Annotated in this window: 17 protein-coding genes and 2 pseudogenes; 5 read left to right on the forward strand and 14 right to left on the reverse strand. The window is 67.0% G+C overall.

Going from position 1 to position 19,330, the window contains the following annotated elements; translation table 11 throughout:
* From IU514_RS09340 to IU514_RS09390, 11 genes are all read right to left on the reverse strand, one after another.
* Complete coding sequence (locus IU514_RS09340; RefSeq protein WP_194930853.1) at nucleotides 1-399, reverse strand: HvfA family oxazolone/thioamide-modified RiPP metallophore; 399 nt, start codon at nucleotides 397-399, stop codon at nucleotides 1-3.
* Between the two features lie 411 nt (nucleotides 400-810).
* Entirely contained in the window at nucleotides 811-1,521 is a 711-nt protein-coding gene (gene phoU / locus IU514_RS09345; protein WP_194930854.1) for a phosphate signaling complex protein PhoU, read from the reverse strand.
* 129 nt (nucleotides 1,522-1,650) lie between these two features.
* Nucleotides 1,651-2,460 (reverse strand): phosphate ABC transporter ATP-binding protein PstB, encoded by an 810-nt coding sequence (pstB, locus tag IU514_RS09350; protein ID WP_194930855.1) that lies wholly within the window; start codon nucleotides 2,458-2,460, stop codon nucleotides 1,651-1,653.
* A 40-nt stretch (nucleotides 2,461-2,500) separates the two neighbouring features.
* Nucleotides 2,501-3,391 (reverse strand): phosphate ABC transporter permease PstA, encoded by an 891-nt coding sequence (gene pstA, locus IU514_RS09355; protein ID WP_194930856.1) that lies wholly within the window; start codon nucleotides 3,389-3,391, stop codon nucleotides 2,501-2,503.
* The gene (gene pstC / locus IU514_RS09360) at nucleotides 3,391-4,356 is read right to left on the reverse strand and encodes a phosphate ABC transporter permease subunit PstC (RefSeq protein WP_194930857.1); all 966 of its coding nucleotides are present in this window, start codon (nucleotides 4,354-4,356) and stop codon (nucleotides 3,391-3,393) included. The genes pstA and pstC overlap by 1 nt, the downstream gene beginning before the upstream one ends.
* 58 nt (nucleotides 4,357-4,414) lie before the next feature.
* Nucleotides 4,415-5,503, reverse strand: coding sequence for a phosphate ABC transporter substrate-binding protein PstS (gene pstS / locus IU514_RS09365; protein ID WP_194930858.1), 1,089 nt, complete (start codon nucleotides 5,501-5,503; stop codon nucleotides 4,415-4,417).
* Nucleotides 5,504-5,701: 198 nt separating this feature from the next.
* Nucleotides 5,702-6,721: a phosphate ABC transporter substrate-binding protein PstS gene (gene pstS / locus IU514_RS09370; protein ID WP_324187807.1), complete on the reverse strand. Its 1,020-nt coding sequence runs from the start codon at nucleotides 6,719-6,721 to the stop codon at nucleotides 5,702-5,704.
* A gap of 198 nt (nucleotides 6,722-6,919) precedes the next feature.
* Nucleotides 6,920-8,203 (reverse strand): OprO/OprP family phosphate-selective porin, encoded by a 1,284-nt coding sequence (locus IU514_RS09375; RefSeq protein ID WP_194930860.1) that lies wholly within the window; start codon nucleotides 8,201-8,203, stop codon nucleotides 6,920-6,922.
* A gap of 132 nt (nucleotides 8,204-8,335) precedes the next feature.
* Nucleotides 8,336-9,043, reverse strand: a complete 708-nt coding sequence (gene nth / locus IU514_RS09380) for an endonuclease III (RefSeq protein ID WP_194930861.1) — start codon at nucleotides 9,041-9,043, stop codon at nucleotides 8,336-8,338.
* Nucleotides 9,040-9,375 (reverse strand): hypothetical protein, encoded by a 336-nt coding sequence (locus tag IU514_RS09385; protein ID WP_194931149.1) that lies wholly within the window; start codon nucleotides 9,373-9,375, stop codon nucleotides 9,040-9,042. Before IU514_RS09385 ends, nth begins: the two co-directional genes overlap by 4 nt.
* 68 nt (nucleotides 9,376-9,443) lie before the next feature.
* Nucleotides 9,444-10,226 (reverse strand): enoyl-CoA hydratase/isomerase family protein, encoded by a 783-nt coding sequence (locus tag IU514_RS09390; protein ID WP_194930862.1) that lies wholly within the window; start codon nucleotides 10,224-10,226, stop codon nucleotides 9,444-9,446.
* A 178-nt stretch (nucleotides 10,227-10,404) separates the two neighbouring features.
* Here IU514_RS09390 and IU514_RS09395 point away from each other — a divergent pair, with 178 nt between their 5' ends.
* The 4 genes and pseudogenes from IU514_RS09395 to IU514_RS09410 all read left to right on the forward strand — a co-directional run bounded on the left by IU514_RS09395 (nucleotide 10,405) and on the right by IU514_RS09410 (nucleotide 14,345).
* Nucleotides 10,405-11,091, forward strand: a complete 687-nt coding sequence (locus IU514_RS09395) for an FKBP-type peptidyl-prolyl cis-trans isomerase N-terminal domain-containing protein (protein WP_194930863.1) — start codon at nucleotides 10,405-10,407, stop codon at nucleotides 11,089-11,091.
* A 151-nt stretch (nucleotides 11,092-11,242) separates the two neighbouring features.
* Nucleotides 11,243-12,063, forward strand: a pseudogene (locus tag IU514_RS09400) (NUDIX hydrolase).
* Nucleotides 12,064-12,073: 10 nt separating this feature from the next.
* The gene (locus IU514_RS09405) at nucleotides 12,074-12,922 is read left to right on the forward strand and encodes a sulfurtransferase (RefSeq protein ID WP_194930864.1); all 849 of its coding nucleotides are present in this window, start codon (nucleotides 12,074-12,076) and stop codon (nucleotides 12,920-12,922) included.
* An 88-nt stretch (nucleotides 12,923-13,010) separates the two neighbouring features.
* Nucleotides 13,011-14,345 carry a substrate-binding domain-containing protein gene (locus IU514_RS09410; RefSeq protein WP_194930865.1) on the forward strand — a complete coding sequence of 445 codons (1,335 nt, stop codon included), beginning with the start codon at nucleotides 13,011-13,013 and terminating at the stop codon, nucleotides 14,343-14,345.
* 34 nt (nucleotides 14,346-14,379) lie between these two features.
* On the opposite strand, the gene IU514_RS09415 is transcribed toward IU514_RS09410, so the two are convergent.
* Nucleotides 14,380-15,141, reverse strand: a complete 762-nt coding sequence (locus IU514_RS09415) for an enoyl-CoA hydratase/isomerase family protein (RefSeq protein ID WP_194930866.1) — start codon at nucleotides 15,139-15,141, stop codon at nucleotides 14,380-14,382.
* 67 nt (nucleotides 15,142-15,208) lie between these two features.
* Between IU514_RS09415 and IU514_RS09420 the strand changes: the two genes are divergently transcribed.
* Nucleotides 15,209-15,661, forward strand: coding sequence for a copper chaperone PCu(A)C (locus IU514_RS09420; protein WP_194930867.1), 453 nt, complete (start codon nucleotides 15,209-15,211; stop codon nucleotides 15,659-15,661).
* Between the two features lie 91 nt (nucleotides 15,662-15,752).
* Here the strand turns inward: IU514_RS09420 and IU514_RS09425 are convergent, their stop codons facing one another.
* A complete protein-coding gene (locus IU514_RS09425; protein ID WP_324187818.1) occupies nucleotides 15,753-16,145 on the reverse strand; it encodes an acyl-CoA thioesterase in 393 nt (130 codons plus the stop codon).
* A pseudogene (uvrA, locus tag IU514_RS09430) lies at nucleotides 16,142-19,189 on the reverse strand (excinuclease ABC subunit UvrA). Before uvrA ends, IU514_RS09425 begins: the two are co-directional and overlap by 4 nt.
* Nucleotides 19,190-19,330 lie beyond the last annotated feature (141 nt).

Below are 19,330 nucleotides of genomic sequence, written 5' to 3' on the forward strand. Positions count from 1 at the left end.
TTACGCCATGCCGCCGCACTTGCCTTCGCCGCACTTGCCTTCCATGTCGCCCTTCTTCTTGTCGGCACCGCACTTGCCTTCGCCACACTTGCCTTCCATGTGGGCCTTCAGCTCGGCTTCGTCGATGAAGCCGTCCTTGTTGGTGTCGTGCGCGGCGAACTTGCTGGTATCGCCCTTGTGGGCCGCACCGTATTCCGCCTGCGAGACCTTGCCGTCCTTGTCGGTGTCCATCTTGCCGACGCCGCACTTGCCTTCGCCGGCCTTCGCGGCCTGCTCGCCGCCCAGCATGTAGCCGGCCGTGAGGTCGGTCATCGCGAACGCGGACGTGGACAGGGCCAAGCCGCCGACCAGGGCGGCACCGATCGCCAGGGCGACGGGTTTGTTGGTTTGCTTCGACATGGCTGGAGCTCCAGTTGCGTGATGGCGGGCGGGCCCGCATGGGACGGTCCGGAAACGAATCGGGCCGATGGAAAACTCATGGGTCTGCATGGCACAGCGCCGGCTGCGGCGCGAGGGCGACATGATGCCGCCAATTGGCGGGGAGCGGGGAAGGGGCGATGGGGGATCTGGCGCCGCGGCCTCGCTGCCCGCGCTCGCGTGGAACGGCGCGCTGACGGTCGCTTTCTGGTCGCCGATGGCTCAGCCGGGTCATGCTGCGCGTCGTCCTCCTCTACGACCCGGGGAATGGTGACGGCGCCGCAGGCGCCGCACATAGCCCAAGAGTTGGGGTCGCAGACAGAAAAACGGCGCGGAGGGGGCTCCGCGCCGTCGGGTTACGCGTAATTCAGGTTTGTCGGCAGGACGTCAACGTCAGGGCGTGACCGTCGTGCTGCTGTCATCGCGCTTCTCACGCGGAGGCAGCTGTTCCTCGCCCTTGACCAGGAACCATACATTCTCGGCGATGTTGGTCGCGTGGTCGCCGATGCGTTCGATGTTCTTGGCCATGAACAGCAGGTGCGTGCAGGCTGTGATGCTGCGCGCGTCCTCCATCATGTAGGTCAGCAGTTCGCGGAACAGCGCGGTGTAGGCGACGTCGATCTCGGCATCGCGCGCACGCACGCGCTGCGCCAGTTCGATGTCGCTGTCGCGGTAGGCGGTCATCACATCGCGGACCTGCTGCACGGCGAGGACGCCGATCGCCTGCAGGCCGCTGACGTGCGGCAGCGGCGGCAGCACGTTCAGCGCCGTGGAGCGCTTGGCGACGTTGGCGGCGTAGTCGCCGATGCGTTCGATGTCGGCGGTGATGCGGATCGCGGCGAGGATCTCGCGCAGGTCGCGCGCCATCGGCCCGCGCAGCGCCAGCTTCATGACGTCGTGGCTGACTTCCTGTTCCAGCGCGTCGATCGCCTCGTCGTTGGCGATGATGCGTTCGGCGGCCTTGTCGTCGCGGCGCTGCACGACGTCGAGCGCGGCCTGCAGCTGCGCGGCGGCCATTTCGCCCATGCGCAAGGTCTCGTTGAGGAGGCGGCGCTGCTCTTCGTCGTAGCTCTTGACGATGTGGTCGTGCATTGGGTTGCCCATGTTGGTGTCCTGATATGTCTACACCCTTCTCCCGCTTGCGAAAGAAGGTGCCCGGAGGGCGGATGAGGGTGCTCCGGCGATTCCCTCACCCCAACCCCTCTCCCGCTTGCGGGGGAGGGGCTTGAAGCATCAGCCGAACCTACCGGTGATGTAGTCCTCGGTCTGCTGCTTGGTCGGGTTGGAGAAAATGGTTTCCGTGGTGCCGTGCTCGATCAGGTCGCCCAGGTACATGAAGGCGGTGTAGTCCGAGACGCGCGCCGCCTGCTGCATGTTGTGTGTGACGATCGCTATCGTGTAGTCCTTCTTCAGCTCCTCGACCAGCTGCTCGATGCGGCTGGTGGAGATCGGGTCCAGCGCCGAAGTCGGTTCGTCGAGCAGCAGCACGTCAGGGCGCAGCGCCACCGCGCGGGCGATGCACAGACGCTGCTGCTGACCGCCGGAGAGGCCGAGCGCGCTCTGTCCCAGCTTGTCCTTGACCTCGTCCCACAGCGCACCCTGGCGCAGCGCATGCTCGACGCGGTCGTTCATCTCGCTCTTGGACAGCTTCTCGTGATGGCGGATGCCGTAGGCGATGTTCTCGAAGATCGTCATCGGGAACGGCACCGGCTTCTGGAACACCATGCCGACCTTGCTGCGCAGCCGGTTCATCGGGTACTTGGGGTCGAGGATGTTCTGGCCATCCAGCAACACCTCACCGCGGGCTTCCAGCTTCGGGTAGAGCGCATAGATGCGATTGAAGATACGCAGCAGCGTCGACTTGCCGCAGCCCGACGGCCCGATCAGCGCGGTGACGCGCTTCTCCGGGATTTCCAGGTTGATGTCCTTCAACGCATGGAACTTGTCGTAGTAGAAGTTGAGCCCGCGCGCGGCGAGCTTCACCGGCGCCGCGGACGCGAGTTCGCGCGGCTTGGTGGCGACACTGATGCGGGCATCGTTCATGGCCGTGCTTCCAGCGGGCGATCCAGGTGTTCCAGCGAAGTTAGTCATGGCTGATCTTGTTGCGCAGCACGATGGAGCGGGCCACCAGGCTGACGATGAGGACGAAGACGGTGAGCACCAGCGCGCCGGCCCAGGCCAGCACCTGCCAGGACTCGTACGGGCTGCCGGCGAACTGGTTCATCACCACCGGCACGCTCGCCATCGGCTGCAGGACGTTGCTGCTCCAGTACTGGTTGCCGAATGCCGTGAACAGCAGCGGTGCGGTTTCGCCGGAGATGCGCGCCAGCGCCAGCAGCACGCCGGTGACGATGCCGGCCGAAGCGCTGCGGTACAGCACCTGCACGATCACCTTCCACTGCGGCACGCCCAGCGACAGCGCGGCCTCGCGCATCTGCGCCGGTACCAGGCGAAGCATCTCGTCGGTGGTGCGCACCACCACCGGCAGCACGATGAAGGCCAGCGAGATCGCACCGGCCAGCGCGGAGAAGTTGCCGCCAGTCTGCATCACCACCAGCGTGTAGACGAACAGGCCGAGCACGATCGACGGCGCCGACAGCAGGATGTCGTTGACGAAGCGGACCACCGTGCCGATCTTGCGGGCGTGGCCGTACTCGGCCAGCCAGGTGCCGGCGGCGATGCCGAGCGGCGTGCCGATCAGGATCGCGATCACGCACATCACGGCACTGCCGAAGAAGGCGTTCATCAGGCCGCCCTCCTGCATCGGCGGCGGCGTGTTCTGGGTGAACAGCGCCCAGTTGATGCCACCGAGGCCCTTGGAGATCAGCGTCCACAGGATCCAGCCGAGGAAGAACAGGCCGAACAGCGCGGCGGCGCAGGCCAGCAGGACGGAGACCGCGTTGACGATGCGGCGGCGACGGTACAGCGCGTCGGCCGTCTTCAGTTCCTTGGCGGAAATGGCAGTCGCGTTCATCAGTTGCCCTCCTTGCGCGACAGCTGGAGCAGCATCAGGCGGGCGATCGCCAGCACGACGAAGGTCACGATGAACAGCACGAAGCCGAGCAGCAGCAGCGCCGAGCGGTAGGTTTCAGTGGCTTCGCCGAAGTCGTTGGCGATCAGCGCGGCGATGGTCGTGCCCGGCTCCAGCAGCGAGGCCGAGAAGTTGACGCTGTTGCCGATCACGAAAGCCACTGCCATCGTCTCGCCGAGCGCGCGGCCCAGGCCGAGGAAGATGCCGCCGATCACGGCCGAGCGCGTGTACGGCAGCACGATGTCCCAGCTGACTTCCCACTTGGTCGAGCCGAGCGCGTAGGCCGACTCCTTGAGCCGCGTCGGCACGGTGAGGAACACCTCACGCATCACCGAGGAGATGAACGGGATCACCATGATCGCCAGCACGACGCCGGCGGTCAGCATGCCGATGCCCAGCGGCGGGCCCTGGAACAGCTTGCCGATCAGAGGCAGGCTGCCGACGTGGTCGTTGAGCCACGGGGTCACGTACTCGGTCATCACCGGCACCAGCACGAACAGGCCCCACATGCCGTAGATGATCGAAGGAATGCCGGCCAGCAGTTCGATGGCGGTGCCGATCGGGCCGCGGGCCCAGCGCGGGGCTACCTCGGTCAGGAAGAACGCGATGCCGAAGCTCACCGGCACGGCGATCAGCATCGCGATCATCGCGGTGACGACGGTGCCGTAGATCGGCACCAGCGCGCCGTACTTGTCCTCGACCGGATTCCATTCCGAGGTGAAGAAGAAATCGAGGCCGGACGCGGCGAGCACGTGGCGGCCACCCCACAGCATCGACAGCGCGGCGCTGGCCAGCGCGACCAGCACGAAGACGACCGTGCCGATCAGCACGTAGCGGAACAGCCGGTCGTTGCGCGCGTCCTTGTCGTCGCGTGCGCTTGCAGGAGCGGGGAGGGTGGTGGTGTTCATCGGGTCGTGGTTGGAGGCCTGCCGGCGTTGAGACCGTGTGGGTACACGGTCCGGTGCGTCACTTGAACTCTGCAGCCCAGTACGCCTCGACCTGCTGCACCAGCTCCGGCGGCAGCGGCACGTAGTCCAGCGCCTGCGCCTGGTTCTGGCCGTTCTCGAAGGCCCACTTGAAGAAGGCGATCGTGTCGGCGCTGCGCTTGGCGTCCTTGGGCTGCTTGTACATCAGGATGAAGTTGGTCGCGGTGATCGGCCACGCCTCCGGAGCGGTGGCATTGGTGATCACCAGGTTGAAGTCCTTCGCGCTCTTCCAGTCCGCCGCCGAGGCCGCGGCCTGGAACGACTTCGCATTGGGCTGCACCCAGTTGCCGGACGCGTTCTGCAACGACGCGTGCGCCATCTTGTTCTGCATCGCGTAGGCCAGTTCGACGTAGCCGATCGATCCCTTGATCTGCTTCACGTACGAAGCGACGCCTTCGTTGCCCTTGCCGCCGACGCCACCCGTCCACTGCACCGAGGTGCCTTCGCCGACCTTGGTCTTCCACTCGGGGCTGACCTTGGACAGGTAGTTCGTGAAGTTGAAGGTGGTGCCCGAGCCGTCGGAGCGGTGGACGATGTTGATCTTGGTCGCGGGAAGCGTGACGCCCGGATTCAGTGCGGCGATCGCCGGATCGTTCCAGGACGTGATCTTGCCGAGGAAGACGTCGGCCAGCAGCGGGCCGGTCAGGCGCAGCTTGCCCGCCTCGATGCCCTCCAGGTTGACCACGGGCACGACACCGCCGATTGCCGACGGGAACTGGCCGAGGCCGGACGCGGCCAGGTCTTCGCTGGTCAGCGGCTTGTCGGAGGAACCGAAGTCGACCGTGCCCGCCTTGATCTGGGCGATGCCGCCGCCGGAGCCGATCGACTGGTAGTTGACCTTGGCGCCGGTGGCCTTGTTGTAGTCGTCCGACCACTTGGAGATCAGCGGGTAGATGAAGGTCGCACCTGCGCCGGTGATCTGCGCGGCGACCTTGTCGCCGGCCGGCGCGGCTGCGGTGGCGGTGCTGCCTTCGGCAGGGGCCTGGGCGTCGCCGGCAGGCTTGCAGGCCGCCATGGTCAGGGCGATGGCGAAGGCGAGGGCGGCGAGACGGGCCGACGACGGGTTCATGCGCAACTCCGGGGTAAAGAGGGTCCGGCTCGGTGGCCGGGCTGCGCCATTGGATGATCTTTTTGTTACACCCCGATGACATCGAACGGTCACATTTCTGTAGCGTTCGTTCAGACAAAGAAAAAGCGGGCCCGGAGGCCCGCTTGTTCAGGTTGCGCCTGTTCAGCCACCGAGCCGGATGGCTCAGTAGCTCACGGCTTAGTAGCTCATATTTGCCGACCAGTACTTCTCGATCTGCTGGACCAGGGCGTCCGGCAGCGGCACGTAGTCCAGGGCCTTGGCCTGGGTGTCGCCGTTGGCGTAGACCCAGCGGAAGAATTCCTTGGCGTTCTTGGCGCCGTCGGCGTTCTTCGGCTGCTTGTACATCAGGATGAAGTTGGTGGCGGTGATCGGCCAGGAGTTCTCACCCGGGGCGTTGGTCATCACCAGGTAGAAGTCCTTCGCTGTGCCCCAGTCGGCGCTCGCGGCGGCGGCCTGGAACGTCTCGTCGGAGGGCAGCACGAAGTTGCCCGCGGCGTTCTTCATGCGCGAGTAGGCCATCTTGTTCTGCAGCGCGTACGACAGTTCGACGTAGCCGATGCCGCCCTTGATCTGCTTCACGTAGGCGGCCACGCCTTCGTTGCCCTTGCCGCCGATGCCGACCGGCCACTTCACGGCCGTGCCTTCGCCCACCTGCGACTTCCACTCCGGGCTGACCTTGGACAGGTAGTTGACGAAGTTGAAGGTGGTGCCCGAACCGTCGGAGCGGTGCACGACAGTGATCTTCGCGTCGGGCAGCTTCACGCCGCCGTTGAGCGCGACGATGCGCGGGTCGTTCCACTTGGTGACCTTGCCGAGGAAGATGTCGGCCAGGACCGCACCGTCAAGCTTCATCGCGCCCGACACCACGCCCGGGACGTTGACCACCGGCACCACGCCGCCGATCACCGACGGGAACTGCGCCAGGCCGAACTTGGCCAGCTCTTCCGGCTTGAGCGGAGCGTCGGACGAGCCGAAGTCCACGGTCGCGGCCTTGATCTGGGCGATGCCGCCGCCGGAACCGATCGACTGGTAGTTCACGCGCTTGCCGGCGGTCTTGGCGTAGTCGGCCGACCACTTCGACATGACCGGGTACACGAACGAAGCGCCGGCGCCGGTGACATCGGCGGCCTGCGCGTTGATCGCGAACGAGGCGGCCAGCGCCAGCGTCGCGATGCGGATATGGGTGGTTTTGAACACGAGAGTCTCCTGGAGAGAGGCGGCGGAGCATGACGCCCGCTTCGCCGCGCATTTCATAACGGTTGGATGACAACCCCGAGACCGGCGCATGACATCTGTGTGACAGCGCGCTCCGACGGGCACGTGGCAACAAAAAGGGGCGCGGTGAACCGCGCCCCGAAATGAATCACACGATCAGGGGGAGGGAGAAACGATGGATTACCAGTACAGCTGGACGCGGGCTTCCAGGATGTCCGGGTTGTCGTCGACGACGCGGTTCACCAGGACGTTGTTGTTGGCCGGGTTGTCGGCGTACGGAGCGGCCGGCGTGCGGATGAAGTACTTCGAGCTGTCGACCTTCACGTAATTCAGCATGAACTTGAAGTTGGAGCGCCAGTACCAGTTCACGCCGAGGGTCCAGGTGTCCATCTCGCCGCCGAGGACGCCATCGATGCGCGAAGCGGCGGTCGGCGTGGCGCCCGGGATCACGGTGCCGTCGTTGAGGTCCATCGTGTCGAAGCGCAGGCCGACCTGCCACATGCCGCGGCCGGGTTCGTCGGGCAGCGGGGTGGTCGGCACGCCGTCCTTGTAGCCCCAGGTCTCGCCGGTGATGTTCCACAGACCGCTGACGTACCAGCTGTCGCCGTCGAAGTCCTTCGACTGCAGCGCGTTGCCGTTGTTGTAACGGTCAACCGACGTCTTCATGTACTCGCCCTGCAGCTTGACCGGGCCGGTGACCCACATCGCTTCGCCGCCGATGGTCTTCTGGCGGTCGGCGTTGGTCATGTTGCCGGTGTCGACCAGGCGCTGGCCGGCGAGGTCGGCGTCCGGACGGGCGCGCAGGCGCACGGTGTCCTGGAAGGTGTCGTAATCCACGTACGACAGACCGAGGTGCAGGATGCTGCCCTTGTCGTTGATCGGCGCCCAGTTGCCGCGCACGCCGTAGCCCGGGCCGTGCGGCGTCGGAGCCGGATGCTCGGTCAGCTCGCGGGTGAAGAAGCTGCCGGTCACGCCCCAGTTGTTGTCGCCGTAACGGTAGGCGGCGCCGAGGCGGCGGGCGATGCCGAAGGTGTTGGTGACCATCGACTTCGAGATGAAGTCGTTGTTCTTGGTCGACGACAGCTCTTCCAGGCTGTTGGGCTGCTTGAACTGGCCCAACTGGAAGAAGTGGTTGGCGTTGCCGCCGAGCTTGTACTTGGCATTGACGTCGAGCCACTTGTCGGCCTTGGCGTCGTAGCCCAGGACCCACTCGATGTTGCCCGGGCCCTTGCCCTTCAGCACGAGTTCGGCACGGCGCATCTCGTTGTCGCTGCTCTTGCCGTCCGGAGCGTCGCCGTTGAGGTTGGCGAAGTCGTTGTTGAAGTCGTTGTAGTCGGCCTGGACCAGACCTTCGAACGAGATCTCCGAACCGCCGATGACGTCGAAGGCGATTTCGGCGTGTGCGGCCGGCGCGACCAGCGCGGCGAGCAGCGCGACGGACAGGGTGCTGCGGGACAGTTTCATGGGTGGGTGCCCTGAGGCGTGGGAAGATGCCGCGCAGCCTAGGGTGTGAAAGTTGCGTAAATATGACAGCGCTGACTTATTTCCGGGGGATGACGGGGTGATGACCCGTGCCTTGCCCGCCTTGGCGGAAAGCTAGGAAGAAAGCGGTTCCGGCTCGCCTGGTGTCTTGTCTTTGAACCGACACAGATCGCGGATCGCGCAGTGCGGGCAATCCGGCTTGCGTGCCTTGCAGACATAGCGGCCGTGCAGGATCAACCAGTGGTGGGCATCGTGCAGGTAGGCCGGCGGGACCACCTTGAGCAGTCCGTCCTCGACCGCGCGCACGTCCTTGCCCGGAGCCAGGCCGGTACGGTTGGCGACACGGAAGATGTGGGTGTCCACCGCCATGGTCGGCTCGCCGAAGGCGGTGTTGAGCACGACGTTGGCGGTCTTGCGGCCGACGCCGGGCAGGGCTTCGAGCGCGTCCCGGTCGCGCGGGACTTCGCCGCCGTGGTGCTCGATCAGCTGCTCGGCCATGGCGACGACATTCGCCGCCTTGGTGTTGTACAGGCCGATCGTGGAGATGTAGGGCTTCAGTCCTTCCACGCCCAGCGCCGCGATCTGCTGCGGGGTGTTGGCGATCGGGAACAGGCGTCGGGTTGCCTTGTTGACGCCGACGTCGGTGGCTTGCGCCGATAGCGTCACCGCTACGAGCAGCTCGTACGGATTGGAGAACTCGAGTTCCGTGGTCGGCTTGGGGTTGAGCGTTTTAAGCCGCGAGAACATCTCCTCGATCTGCTCGGCGGACAGCAGGCTGACGCGCCGCCTGGCGGCCTTCTTCTTGCGGACGACGGGGCTCATGGCTTGTGGCGGTCGGCGGCCTTGGCGCGCGCCCGGGCCAGCGCGGCGGCGGCCGCGGAGGGCAGGGCCGGTTTGGCCGGGACGGTTTCGCTTGCGGCCGCCGCAGGTGCCCGCGGCGCCTCGCGTTGCCGGTCTCGTTCGCGCTGGCGGCGCTGCAGGCGCGCCTCGCGGGCGCGGTAGCGGTCACGGGCGGCCAGTGCCCGCACGCGTGCATCGCGGGCCGCCCGGACCTGCGCCTGGCAGGCGGGTGTGCAGGCGGCGCAGGTCACATCGTCGAGCAGACCCAGTTCGAGCGCGCGATCGACATCGTCCGCGGCCAGTGCGGCCGCGATGGCGTGCGTCTTCGCGCCTTCGGCCCGGGTGCAGCCGCAGAGGCAGGCCGGCGTCGGCTCGGTGGAGGTCACTGACCGGTGAAGGAGGGCTTGCGGCGTTCGAGGAACGCCGTGGTTCCTTCGCGCATGTCCTGCGTCGAGAACATCAGGCCGAACTGCGCGGTCTCGTATTCGAGGCCTTCCTCGATGCCGCATTCGCCGCCGACGTTGACGCAGTCCAGGATGCCGCGCAGCGCGAGCGGTGCGGCATTGGCCAGCTGGTCGGCAAGCTTCATGGTCTCGGCTTCGAGTTCGGCGGCAGCGACCACGCGGTTGACGATGCCCAGCTCACGCGCACGCGCCGCATCGATCGGCGCACCCGCCAGGCAAAGTTCCAGGGTCGCGGCGCGACCAGCCAGGCGCAGCAGGCGCTGGGTGCCGCCAAAGCCCGGGATCAGGCCGAGGTTGATTTCCGGCTGGCCGACCTTGGCCGTGTCGGCGGCAATGCGAAGGTGGCAGCCCATCGCCAGTTCGAGGCCGCCGCCCAGGGCGAAGCCGTTGACCATGGCGATCACCGGCTTGGGCATCTTCTCGACGCCGCGCATCAGCTTTTGCCCGCGCAGCGAGAAGTCGCGGCCCTGGACCGGGGTCAGCGAGTTCATCTCGGCGATGTCGGCGCCGGCGACGAACGCCTTGGGGCCGGCGCCGGTCAGGACCACGCAGCGCACGCCCGGATCGGCCGCCGCCGCATGGAAGGCGGCCAGCAGGGCATCCAGCGTCTCCGCGTTGAGCGCGTTCAGCTTGTCGGGGCGGTTGACGGTGATGACTCGGACGGCGCCGCGGTCGGCGGTCAGGACGGGCATTTCGGACATGGAGTTAAAAGATCGTTTTTTTTGGAATCGGGAGAGAGGCCGGCACCGCGGAACTTCAAGCAGGACGCGGGGTCTAGATCGGGCGGTGTCAGTGGCGATTAAGCCGGGGCACCGCTATCCTAGCGCGTCCATCCGGGCGGGTTCGACCGCCCTGATCCAATACCGGAGATTCCACCGAATGAAGTTGCGTTTGATTGCTGCCGCCGTCGCGGCCATGGCTCTGACCGCCGGCAACGCCGTCGCGCAGGACACTTCGACCGAGAAGGGGAAGCTCAGCTACGCCCTCGGTTACGACCTCGGCCGCAACGCGATTGAGAGCGGCGAGCAGATCGATGTGAACACCATCATCAAGGGCCTGCAGGACGGCTACGGCAAGAAGCAGCCGTCGGTGCCGGTCGAGCAGCTGCGCAGCGCCGTGCAGAACATGCAGCAGCGCCAGCAGACCAAGGCCAAGGCTGCGTGGGACAAGGCTTCCGCCGAGAACAAGACCAAGAGCGACACGTTCCTGGCATCGAACAAGGGCAAGACCGGCGTGAAGGTTCTGCCGAGCGGCGTGCAGTACCGCGTCGTCGAGAACGGCACCGGCGCCAAGCCGACCCAGGCCAACACCGTGCAGCTGGAAGTCGCTGGCCCGTACGCGTGGGGCGAGCGTCCGCAGCAGGCCCGTCCGGCGCAGTCGATCCCGGCCATCAAGGTCAGCGAGATCGAAATGCCGGCGATGCGCGAAGCGCTGCTGCAGATGCCGGCCGGTTCGAAGTGGGAAATCACCCTGCCGCCGGACAAGGCCTACGGTGCCGACCCGCGCACGCCGTTCCCGCCGAACGTGGCCGTGCAGTTCGAAGTCAAGCTGGTCAGCGTCAAGTGACGTGTTGGGCCGCTCGCGCATAGCGAGCGGTCTTGCCAGCCAAAGCGAACGAAGTCGGGTCGGCTCAATGCCGGCCCGACTTTTTTTCAGGAGTGCCTCCGATCATGTGTCGGTTGAATCCCCCACGCTCCCGACTTAGGTTGTCGATCCAATGAATACCCTGTTCCGCGCCGTGCTCAGCCCATGCATCGGTGTCTGCAGCCTGCGCGACGATGGACTGTGCGAAGGCTGCCTTCGTTCTTCCGCGGAGATCGCGCGCTGGTCGCAGATGAGCGACGACGAACGCCTGCGCCTGATGGAACACGTACTGCCCTCACGAGAAGCGCGGCGCTGATGACGCCGCCCGTGGCCGATCGCGCAGATCTGCTTGCCGCGCTGCATCCGCTGGCGCAGGCGCCGCAAGGCCCGGGCTGGAATCGCGCCGAACTCGCCGACTTCGTTGCGCCCGATGCGGCGCTCGTCGAAGCAGCCGTGCTGGTCGGCCTGGTACCGCGCGAGGCAGGCACCGGCGTGCTGCTCACCCGGCGCACGGATCTGCTGCGCCACCACGCCGGCCAGGTGAGTTTTCCCGGCGGGCGAATCGAACTCTTCGATGCCGACGCCGTCGCCGCCGCGGTGCGCGAAGCAGGCGAGGAGATCGGCCTGGTCCCGCAGCAGATCTCGCCGTTGGGATACCTCGATCCGTTGGCAACGATCACCGGCTTCCGCGTGATGCCGGTGGTGGCGACCATCGCCACCGACTACGTTCCCCGGCCCGACCCGAACGAAGTGGCCGAGGTCTTCGAAGTGCCGTTGTCGTTCGTGCTGGACCCGGCCAACCTGACGGTCAGGACGCTCGACCTGCGCGGACGGCCGCGCCAGGTGCTGGAATTCGTGAACCGGGGAGTGCCCGCCCAGCGTATCTGGGGGGCTACCGCGTCGATACTCTGGAACCTCCGCGCACGCCTGGAAGGCGAAGGTTCCCCACACTGAGGGGGTCGTAATGGCAGGCTGGACGAATCTGGTGCAGGCCGAAACCCTGGCGATCGCGTTGAGTCGCCCGGACCTGGCCATCGTGGATTGCCGTTTCTCGTTGGCCGCGCCCGGCGCGGGCGAGGCCGCGTTCCAGCAGGGCCATATCCCGCATGCGGTCTACGCGCACCTGGATCGCGACCTGTCCGACATGCGCAAGCACGGGGAGGGCCGGCATCCGTGGCCCGACGCCAGCGACTTCACCGCCAAGCTGGCTGCGTGGGGCATCACCCCGGATCATCAGGTGGTCGCTTACGACGACGGGGATGGCGCACACGCGGCGCGCTTCTGGTTCCTCATGCGCGCGCTGGGGCATGAAAAGGTCGCAGTGCTCGACGGCGGCTGGGCACGCTGGACCGCGATCGGCCAGCCGGTGGATACGCACTACCGGGCGCCGGCGCCGCGCAAGTATTCAGGCGAGTTCGATTCCTCGCGCCTGCTTGATCCCGCGCAGGTGCAGGAGCGGCTCGATGCCGGGGACCTCCTGCTCGATGCGCGTGCTGCGGCGCGTTTCCGCGGCGAGACCGAGCCGCTCGACCGCATCGCCGGACACGTTCCCGGTGCACGCAACCGGCCCTACGCCGACAACCTGGCCGATGGCCGCTTCAAGCCGCCGGCGCAACTGGCCGACGAGTTCCGCGCGCTGCTCGATGGCCGCTCGCCCGACCATGCCGTCGTCATGTGCGGTTCCGGCGTGACCGCGTGCCATCACCTGCTGGCGATGGAGCGTGCGGGACTGCGTGGCGCGCGACTCTTCACCGGCTCGTGGAGTGGCTGGATCAGCGATCCGGCGCGCCCCATCGCCACCGGAGATGCGTGACCGCATCGCGATGTGATCGCCGTCGTGTAATGCGGCGGTAACCAACAGGGCCGATCCTTGCGCGATTTCGCACAGGGGAGTGCGCGCGATGTTGCGTGCGATCGGTTCTGCTTTGTTGTTGTCGTTGATTGGTTTTGCCGGCGTGCCGGCGCACGCGCAGGACGTGGAGCGCGTGCGCATCCGGGGATCGCAGACGCTGGCGACCGGCCTGGTGCCGGCGGTCGCATCGTCGTGGCTGCGCGACATCGGTTACGAAGATCTTCGCGTGGTGCGCAAGGGGGCGCTCACCGAGATCCACGCCGTGCGCGACGATCTTCCGCTGATCGTCGAGATCGGCGCCAGCAGTTCCGCCATCGGCTTCACCGACCTGGTTGACGGCAACGCGCAGTTGGCGATGATGACGCGCCGTCCGACCGCGCAGGAGCTGGACGCCGGTTGGCAGCTCGGCGACCTGGCCTCGCAGGACCAGGAGTTCGTGCTGGCGCTCGACGGCGTGGCCGTCATTGTCAACCAGCGCAATCCGGTGGCTGGGTTGAGCCTGGCGCAACTGCAACGCATGTTCGCAGGGCAGATGCGCGACTGGCGCGAGGCCGGTGGTACCGCCGGCGCGCCGGCGCTGCACGTATTGGCAGCACCGTCGGCGGCGCGCGACCTCATGGAAGAGCGCGTGATGCGCGGCACGCGCTGGGCTTCGGCGCGCACGCATGCGGACCTGCGCGGCCTGCTTGCGGCCGTCGCCGCCGACCCGGGCGCCATTGCCTTCGTCGACCTGCAGCAGGCGTTGCCGGCTGGCGTGCGGCCGCTCGCGCTGTCGGACGGCGGCCGCGCCATCGCACCGACCCGGGTCGCCGTGATGAGCGAGGACTATCCGCTGACGAGGCGGCTGTACCTCTACGGAAGCCAGATGATGGGCGCACTGGCGCGCAGCTTCGCGCTGTACGCAATGACGCTGCCCGGGCAGCACGCAGTGGAGCGGGCTGGTTATCGTGCGGTCATGCTGCGTCCAGGCCAGCCTGGACCCATGCTTGCCGGGCCGGTCGATTACCGCCAGCTCGTGCATGACGCCGTGCGCCTTCCACTCAGCCTGCGCTTCAACTTCGCCGGCAACAACGACAGCGGCGTCGCCGCCAGCGTCTACGACAGCCGGTCGGTGCGCGACATCGAACGGGTGGCGGCGTTGATGAAGCAGCCTGCCTATCGCGGACGCAGCCTGATCGTGGTGGGCTTCGGCGATGCCGGTGCGGGGTCCGCGGCCGCCGCGATGATGATGAGCAACGACCGCGCCGACATGGTTGCCCATGAACTGATGGCGATGGGTCTGCAGGTCGCGCATGCGCGCGGCATGGGCGCGCTGCTGCCGCTGATGCGCGCGGCCGGCGATGCGCGTTACCGCAACGAACGCGTCGAGATCTGGTTGCGTTGAGGCAGAATGCTGCGGCTCGCTGCCGCGGCGTTCGTCAGGCCTTGCCGAGCTTCGCCACCAACGCACGCAGCGCCGCCTGCGTGCCGGCGTCATACCAGGAGCCAATGAAGCGATCGAGCTCGATGTGGCGCGGCTGCAGCGCCTCGATGAGATCGGCACGGGCCAGCGCGCGGGTCTGCAGCATCGCCTGCGGCGGCAGGGTCAGCAGGCCCTCCAGCCAGATGCGTGCGCGCTCCGAGACGTTTTCGATTTCGACCAGTTCGTCGACCAGCCCCAACCGGACTGCTTGCTCGGCGTCGATCATTTCGCCTGCCACCAGCAGGCGCTCGGCGCGATAAGTGCCGACCACGCGGCGCATCAGGCGCTGGATGCCCTCCGGCGCCACCAGTCCGACCTGGGTTTCGTTGAGGCCGATGCGGAACGGCCCCGAAGCCATGATCCGGTAATCGCAGCACAGGGCGAGCACGCAGCCGCCGGCCGGTGCGTGGCCCGCGATCGCTGCGACCACCGGCACCGGACAGGTGGCCAGCACCATCGCGGCATCGAAGAAGACCTCCCAGGCCAGCGTCAGCGCGTGGCGGTCGTCGCCGAGCGACAGCAGGTGCGGAACATCGAGTCCTGCCGAAAAGACCTTCGGGCCACCCGACAGGATGACGCCACGTGCGCCGCTCGCGACGGCGGCGGAGAGCGCGGACGCGAGGTCGTGGCAGAGCGCGGGATTCAGCGCGTTGACCGGCGGGCGCGCCAGTTTCACTTCGACGATGTCGCCGTGGCGCTGGGTTTCGACGAGGCTCATGCAGTCATTCCTTGGCCGATGGGGGAGCCGGGAGTCCATGCTCCCAAGCAGCCGGTATCATAGGCCTATGACGTCCTTTCGCACCTGCATCGCCGTGCTCGCGCTTGCCGCAGGCGCAGCCATCTCCTTCGCGCCCGCGCATGCGGCCGATTGCCTGCCCAGCGTTCGCGACGGCTGGGTCCGCATGCCGCCCGCGTCGATGCCGATGATGGCCGGCTTCGGCACGATCGAGAACCGCTGCACCGCGCCCGTCACGATCGTCGGCGTCAGCAGCCCCGCATTCGCCGATGTGTCGTTGCACGAGACCCGCATCGTCGACGGCGTCAGCCGCATGCGTGCGCTACCTGAGCTGCGCATCGGTCCGGGCGGCTCAGCCACGCTCAAGCCTGGCGGCATGCACCTGATGCTGATGCAGCCGCGCGCGCCGCTGAAGCCCGGTAGCAAGGTGGCGGTGGAGTTTGCGCTGAAGGGCGGCGGCAAGCTGCTCGGCGAGTTTGTGGTGCGCAAGCCGGGCGAGTAATGCAGCGCGCAGCACGCGCCATTCGTGTGGAATGGCGCGGATGACGATCAGCAGCAGCTGATCAGCAGAGGTCGATCAGAGCAGGAGCCGATCAGGAGCACGCCGTGCGCACGGCTTCCGGAAGCGTGGCGGCGCGGCCGCTGTTGCGGTCGATCCACACCATCACCACGTTGCCGTCGCAGTACAGGACATCGCCATCCTTCGCGTCGACGATGCGATGGCCGATGCTGAGACTGGTGTTGCCCAGGCGCTCGACAAAGAGTTCGATCGCCACCTCCGCGGGCCATTCGATGGGCCGGCGGTAGTTGAGGTTGGCGGCCGCTACGACCGGCGCGACATGGTCGTCCAAGCCCTGGCCCGGCACGGTCAGCATCCAGTGCAGGCGCGCTTCTTCCAGATAGCTCAGGTACTGCGAATTGTTGACGTGGTTGAACGCGTCCAGGTCGCGCCAGCGCACCGACAGCGGTACGCGGATCAGCGTCACCGGAGCCGGAGCGACCGCCTCGGCTTTCGCAGCCGGCGTGGCGATCTGTTCGATCGCCGTCGTCTCGGCAGCGACGGCCTTGGCGCTTTTCTTCGCGGCCGGCCGGCGCTTGCGCGGTGCCGGTTTCTTCGCCTTGGGGGTAGCGGTGTCGCTCATGCGGCGGATTTCTTCTTCGATTTCGGTTTGGATTCGCCCGGCGTGACGCCCAGCAGCGGTGCCAGGAAGCGGCCGGTGTGCGAATGCGGCAGCGCGGCGATCTGTTCCGGCGTGCCGGTGGCGAGGATGGTGCCGCCACGATGGCCACCTTCCGGCCCGAGGTCGATCACCCAGTCGGCGGTCTTGATGACGTCGAGGTTGTGCTCGATGACCACGACGGTGTTGCCGTCGTCGCGCAGGCGGTGCAGTACCGCGAGCAGGTGCTCGATGTCGTGGAAATGCAGGCCGGTGGTCGGTTCATCGAGGATGTAGAGCGTGCGTCCCGTGTCGCGCCGGGAGAGCTCCTTCGACAGCTTCACGCGCTGCGCCTCGCCGCCCGACAGCGTGGTCGCGCTCTGGCCGAGCTTGATGTAGCTCAGGCCGACGTCCAGCAGCGTTTCCAGCTTGCGCGCGATCGCCGGGATGGCCTCGAACAGGCCCAGCGCATCTTCGACGGTCATCTCCAGCACGTCGTTGATGTTGTAGCCCTTGTAAAGGATCTCCAGCGTCTCGCGGTTGTAGCGCTTGCCGCCGCACACGTCGCAGGGAACGTACACGTCGGGGAGGAAGTGCATCTCGACCTTGATCAGGCCGTCGCCCTGGCAGGCTTCGCAGCGGCCGCCGCGCACGTTGAAGCTGAAACGGCCCGGCGAATAGCCACGGGCGCGCGCCTCGGGAACCTGCGCGAACAGTTCGCGCAGCGGCGTGAACAGGCCGGTGTAGGTGGCTGGGTTGCTGCGAGGCGTGCGGCCGATCGGCGACTGGTCGATGTCGACAACCTTGTCCCACAGCTCGATGTTCTCGTGAGCGCGGAAAGGCGCCGGCGTGTGCGAGGCGCCGTTGAGCTCGTTGGCGGCGATGGCGAACAGCGTGTCGTTGATCAGCGTCGACTTGCCCGACCCGGACACGCCGGTGATGGCGGTGAACAGCCCGCTCGGGATCGCCAGGTCGACGTCCTTGAGGTTGTTGCCGGTGGCGCCCTGCAGGTGGAATGTCGTCTTCGGATCGGGCTTGTGGCGCTTGCCCGGAATCTCGATGCGCTTCTTGCCACTCAGGTACTGGCCGGTCAGTGAGCGCGGCGCCTTCAGCACGTCGGCGAGCTGGCCATGGGCGATCACTTCGCCGCCGTGCACGCCGGCACCAGGGCCGATGTCGACGATGTGGTCGGCCAGGCGGATCGCATCCTCGTCGTGCTCGACGACGATGACCGTATTGCCGAGGTCGCGCAGCCGCGTGAGCGTGCCGAGCAGGCGTTCGTTGTCGCGCTGGTGGAGGCCGATCGAGGGCTCGTCCAGCACGTACATCACGCCCACCAGGCCCGCGCCGATCTGCGAGGCCAGGCGGATGCGCTGCGCTTCGCCACCGGACAGCGAATCCGCCTTGCGCTCGAGCGTGAGGTAGTCGAGGCCGACGTCGACCAGGAAGCGCAGGCGGTCGGTGATCTCCTTGACGATCTTCGTGGCGATCTCGCCGCGCCAGCCGGGCAGGTTGAGTCCCTTGAAGAACGCCAGTGCCTCGTCGACCGGCAGCACCACGATCTGCGGCAACTGCTTGTCGGCGACGAACACGCTGCGCGCGGCGCGGTTGAGGCGGGCACCGCCGCAAACGGTACAGGCCCGTTCGCTGATGTACTTGGCCAGTTCCTCGCGCACGGCCGCCGATTCGGTCTCGCGGTAACGGCGCTCGAGGTTGGGAACGATGCCTTCGAAGCGGTGCTTGCGCTGGCTGCGCCCGCCGCTCTCGGTGAGGTAAGTGAAGGTGACCAGGTCTTCGCCGCTGCCGAACAGCACTGCCTCGCGCACCTTCTCCGGCAGCGATTGCCACGGCGCATCGACGTCGAACTTGTAGTGCTTGGCCAGCGACTGGATCAGCTGGAAGTAGTACGCATTGCGTCGGTCCCAGCCGCGCACCGCGCCGGCGGACAGCGACAGCTCGGGGTGCACGACCACGCGCGCCGGGTCAAAGAACTGGGCCACGCCCAGGCCGTCGCAGGTCGGGCAGGCGCCCATCGGCGAGTTGAAGGAGAACAGCCGCGGTTCCAGCTCCGGCAGCGAGTAATCGCAGACCGGGCAGCTGTACTTCGAGGAGAACAGCAGCGCCGGTGCGTCGGCGTTGTCGAGCGACATCACCTGCGCCATGCCGTCGCCGAGCTTCAGCGCGGTTTCGAACGATTCGGCCAGGCGCTGCTTGATGTCGTCGCGCGGCTTGAAGCGGTCGATCACGGCTTCGATCGTGTGCTTCTGGCGCAGCGCCAGCGGCGGTACCGCATCGATCTCATGCAGCTGTCCGTCCACGCGCACGCGCACATAGCCCTGTGCGCGCAACTGCTCGAAGACCTGTGCGTGCTCGCCCTTGCGCTCGCGGATGACCGGCGCCAGCAGCATGTAGCGATGCTCGCGGCCCTCCTCGGTATCGCCGAGGGCGACCACCTGGTCGACCATCTGGCTGACGGTCTGCGCTTCCAGCGGGTAGCCGTGGTCGGGGCAGCGGGGCGTGCCGACGCGGGCGTAGAGCAGGCGCAGGTAGTCGTAGATCTCGGTGATCGTGCCGACCGTGGAGCGCGGGTTGTGCGAGGTCGACTTCTGCTCGATCGAGATGGCCGGCGACAGGCCTTCGATGTGGTCGACGTCGGGCTTCTCCATGACCGACAGGAACTGCCGGGCGTAGGCCGACAGCGATTCGACGTAGCGGCGCTGCCCTTCGGCGTAGATGGTGTCGAACGCGAGGGATGACTTGCCCGACCCGGACAGGCCGGTGATCACGATCAGCTTGTCGCGCGGCAGGTCGAGGTCGATGTTCTTGAGGTTGTGCGTCCGCGCGCCGCGGATGCGGATGTAGTCCAGCGCCATCGGGTGCCTGTATGGGGGAGGGCGGCCGTCTGTGCGACGGCGAACCGCTGAGCCTATCGACTGGCGGCAGTCCGAGCAATGCGCCCGATGCCCCGCCGATTCAAGCCCGGCCGGGGAAGTTCAGCGGCTGGCCTTCAGACT

It is taken from the genome of Lysobacter niastensis (assembly GCF_015453285.1).
GTDB classification, from domain to species: domain Bacteria; phylum Pseudomonadota; class Gammaproteobacteria; order Xanthomonadales; family Xanthomonadaceae; genus Lysobacter_J; species Lysobacter_J niastensis.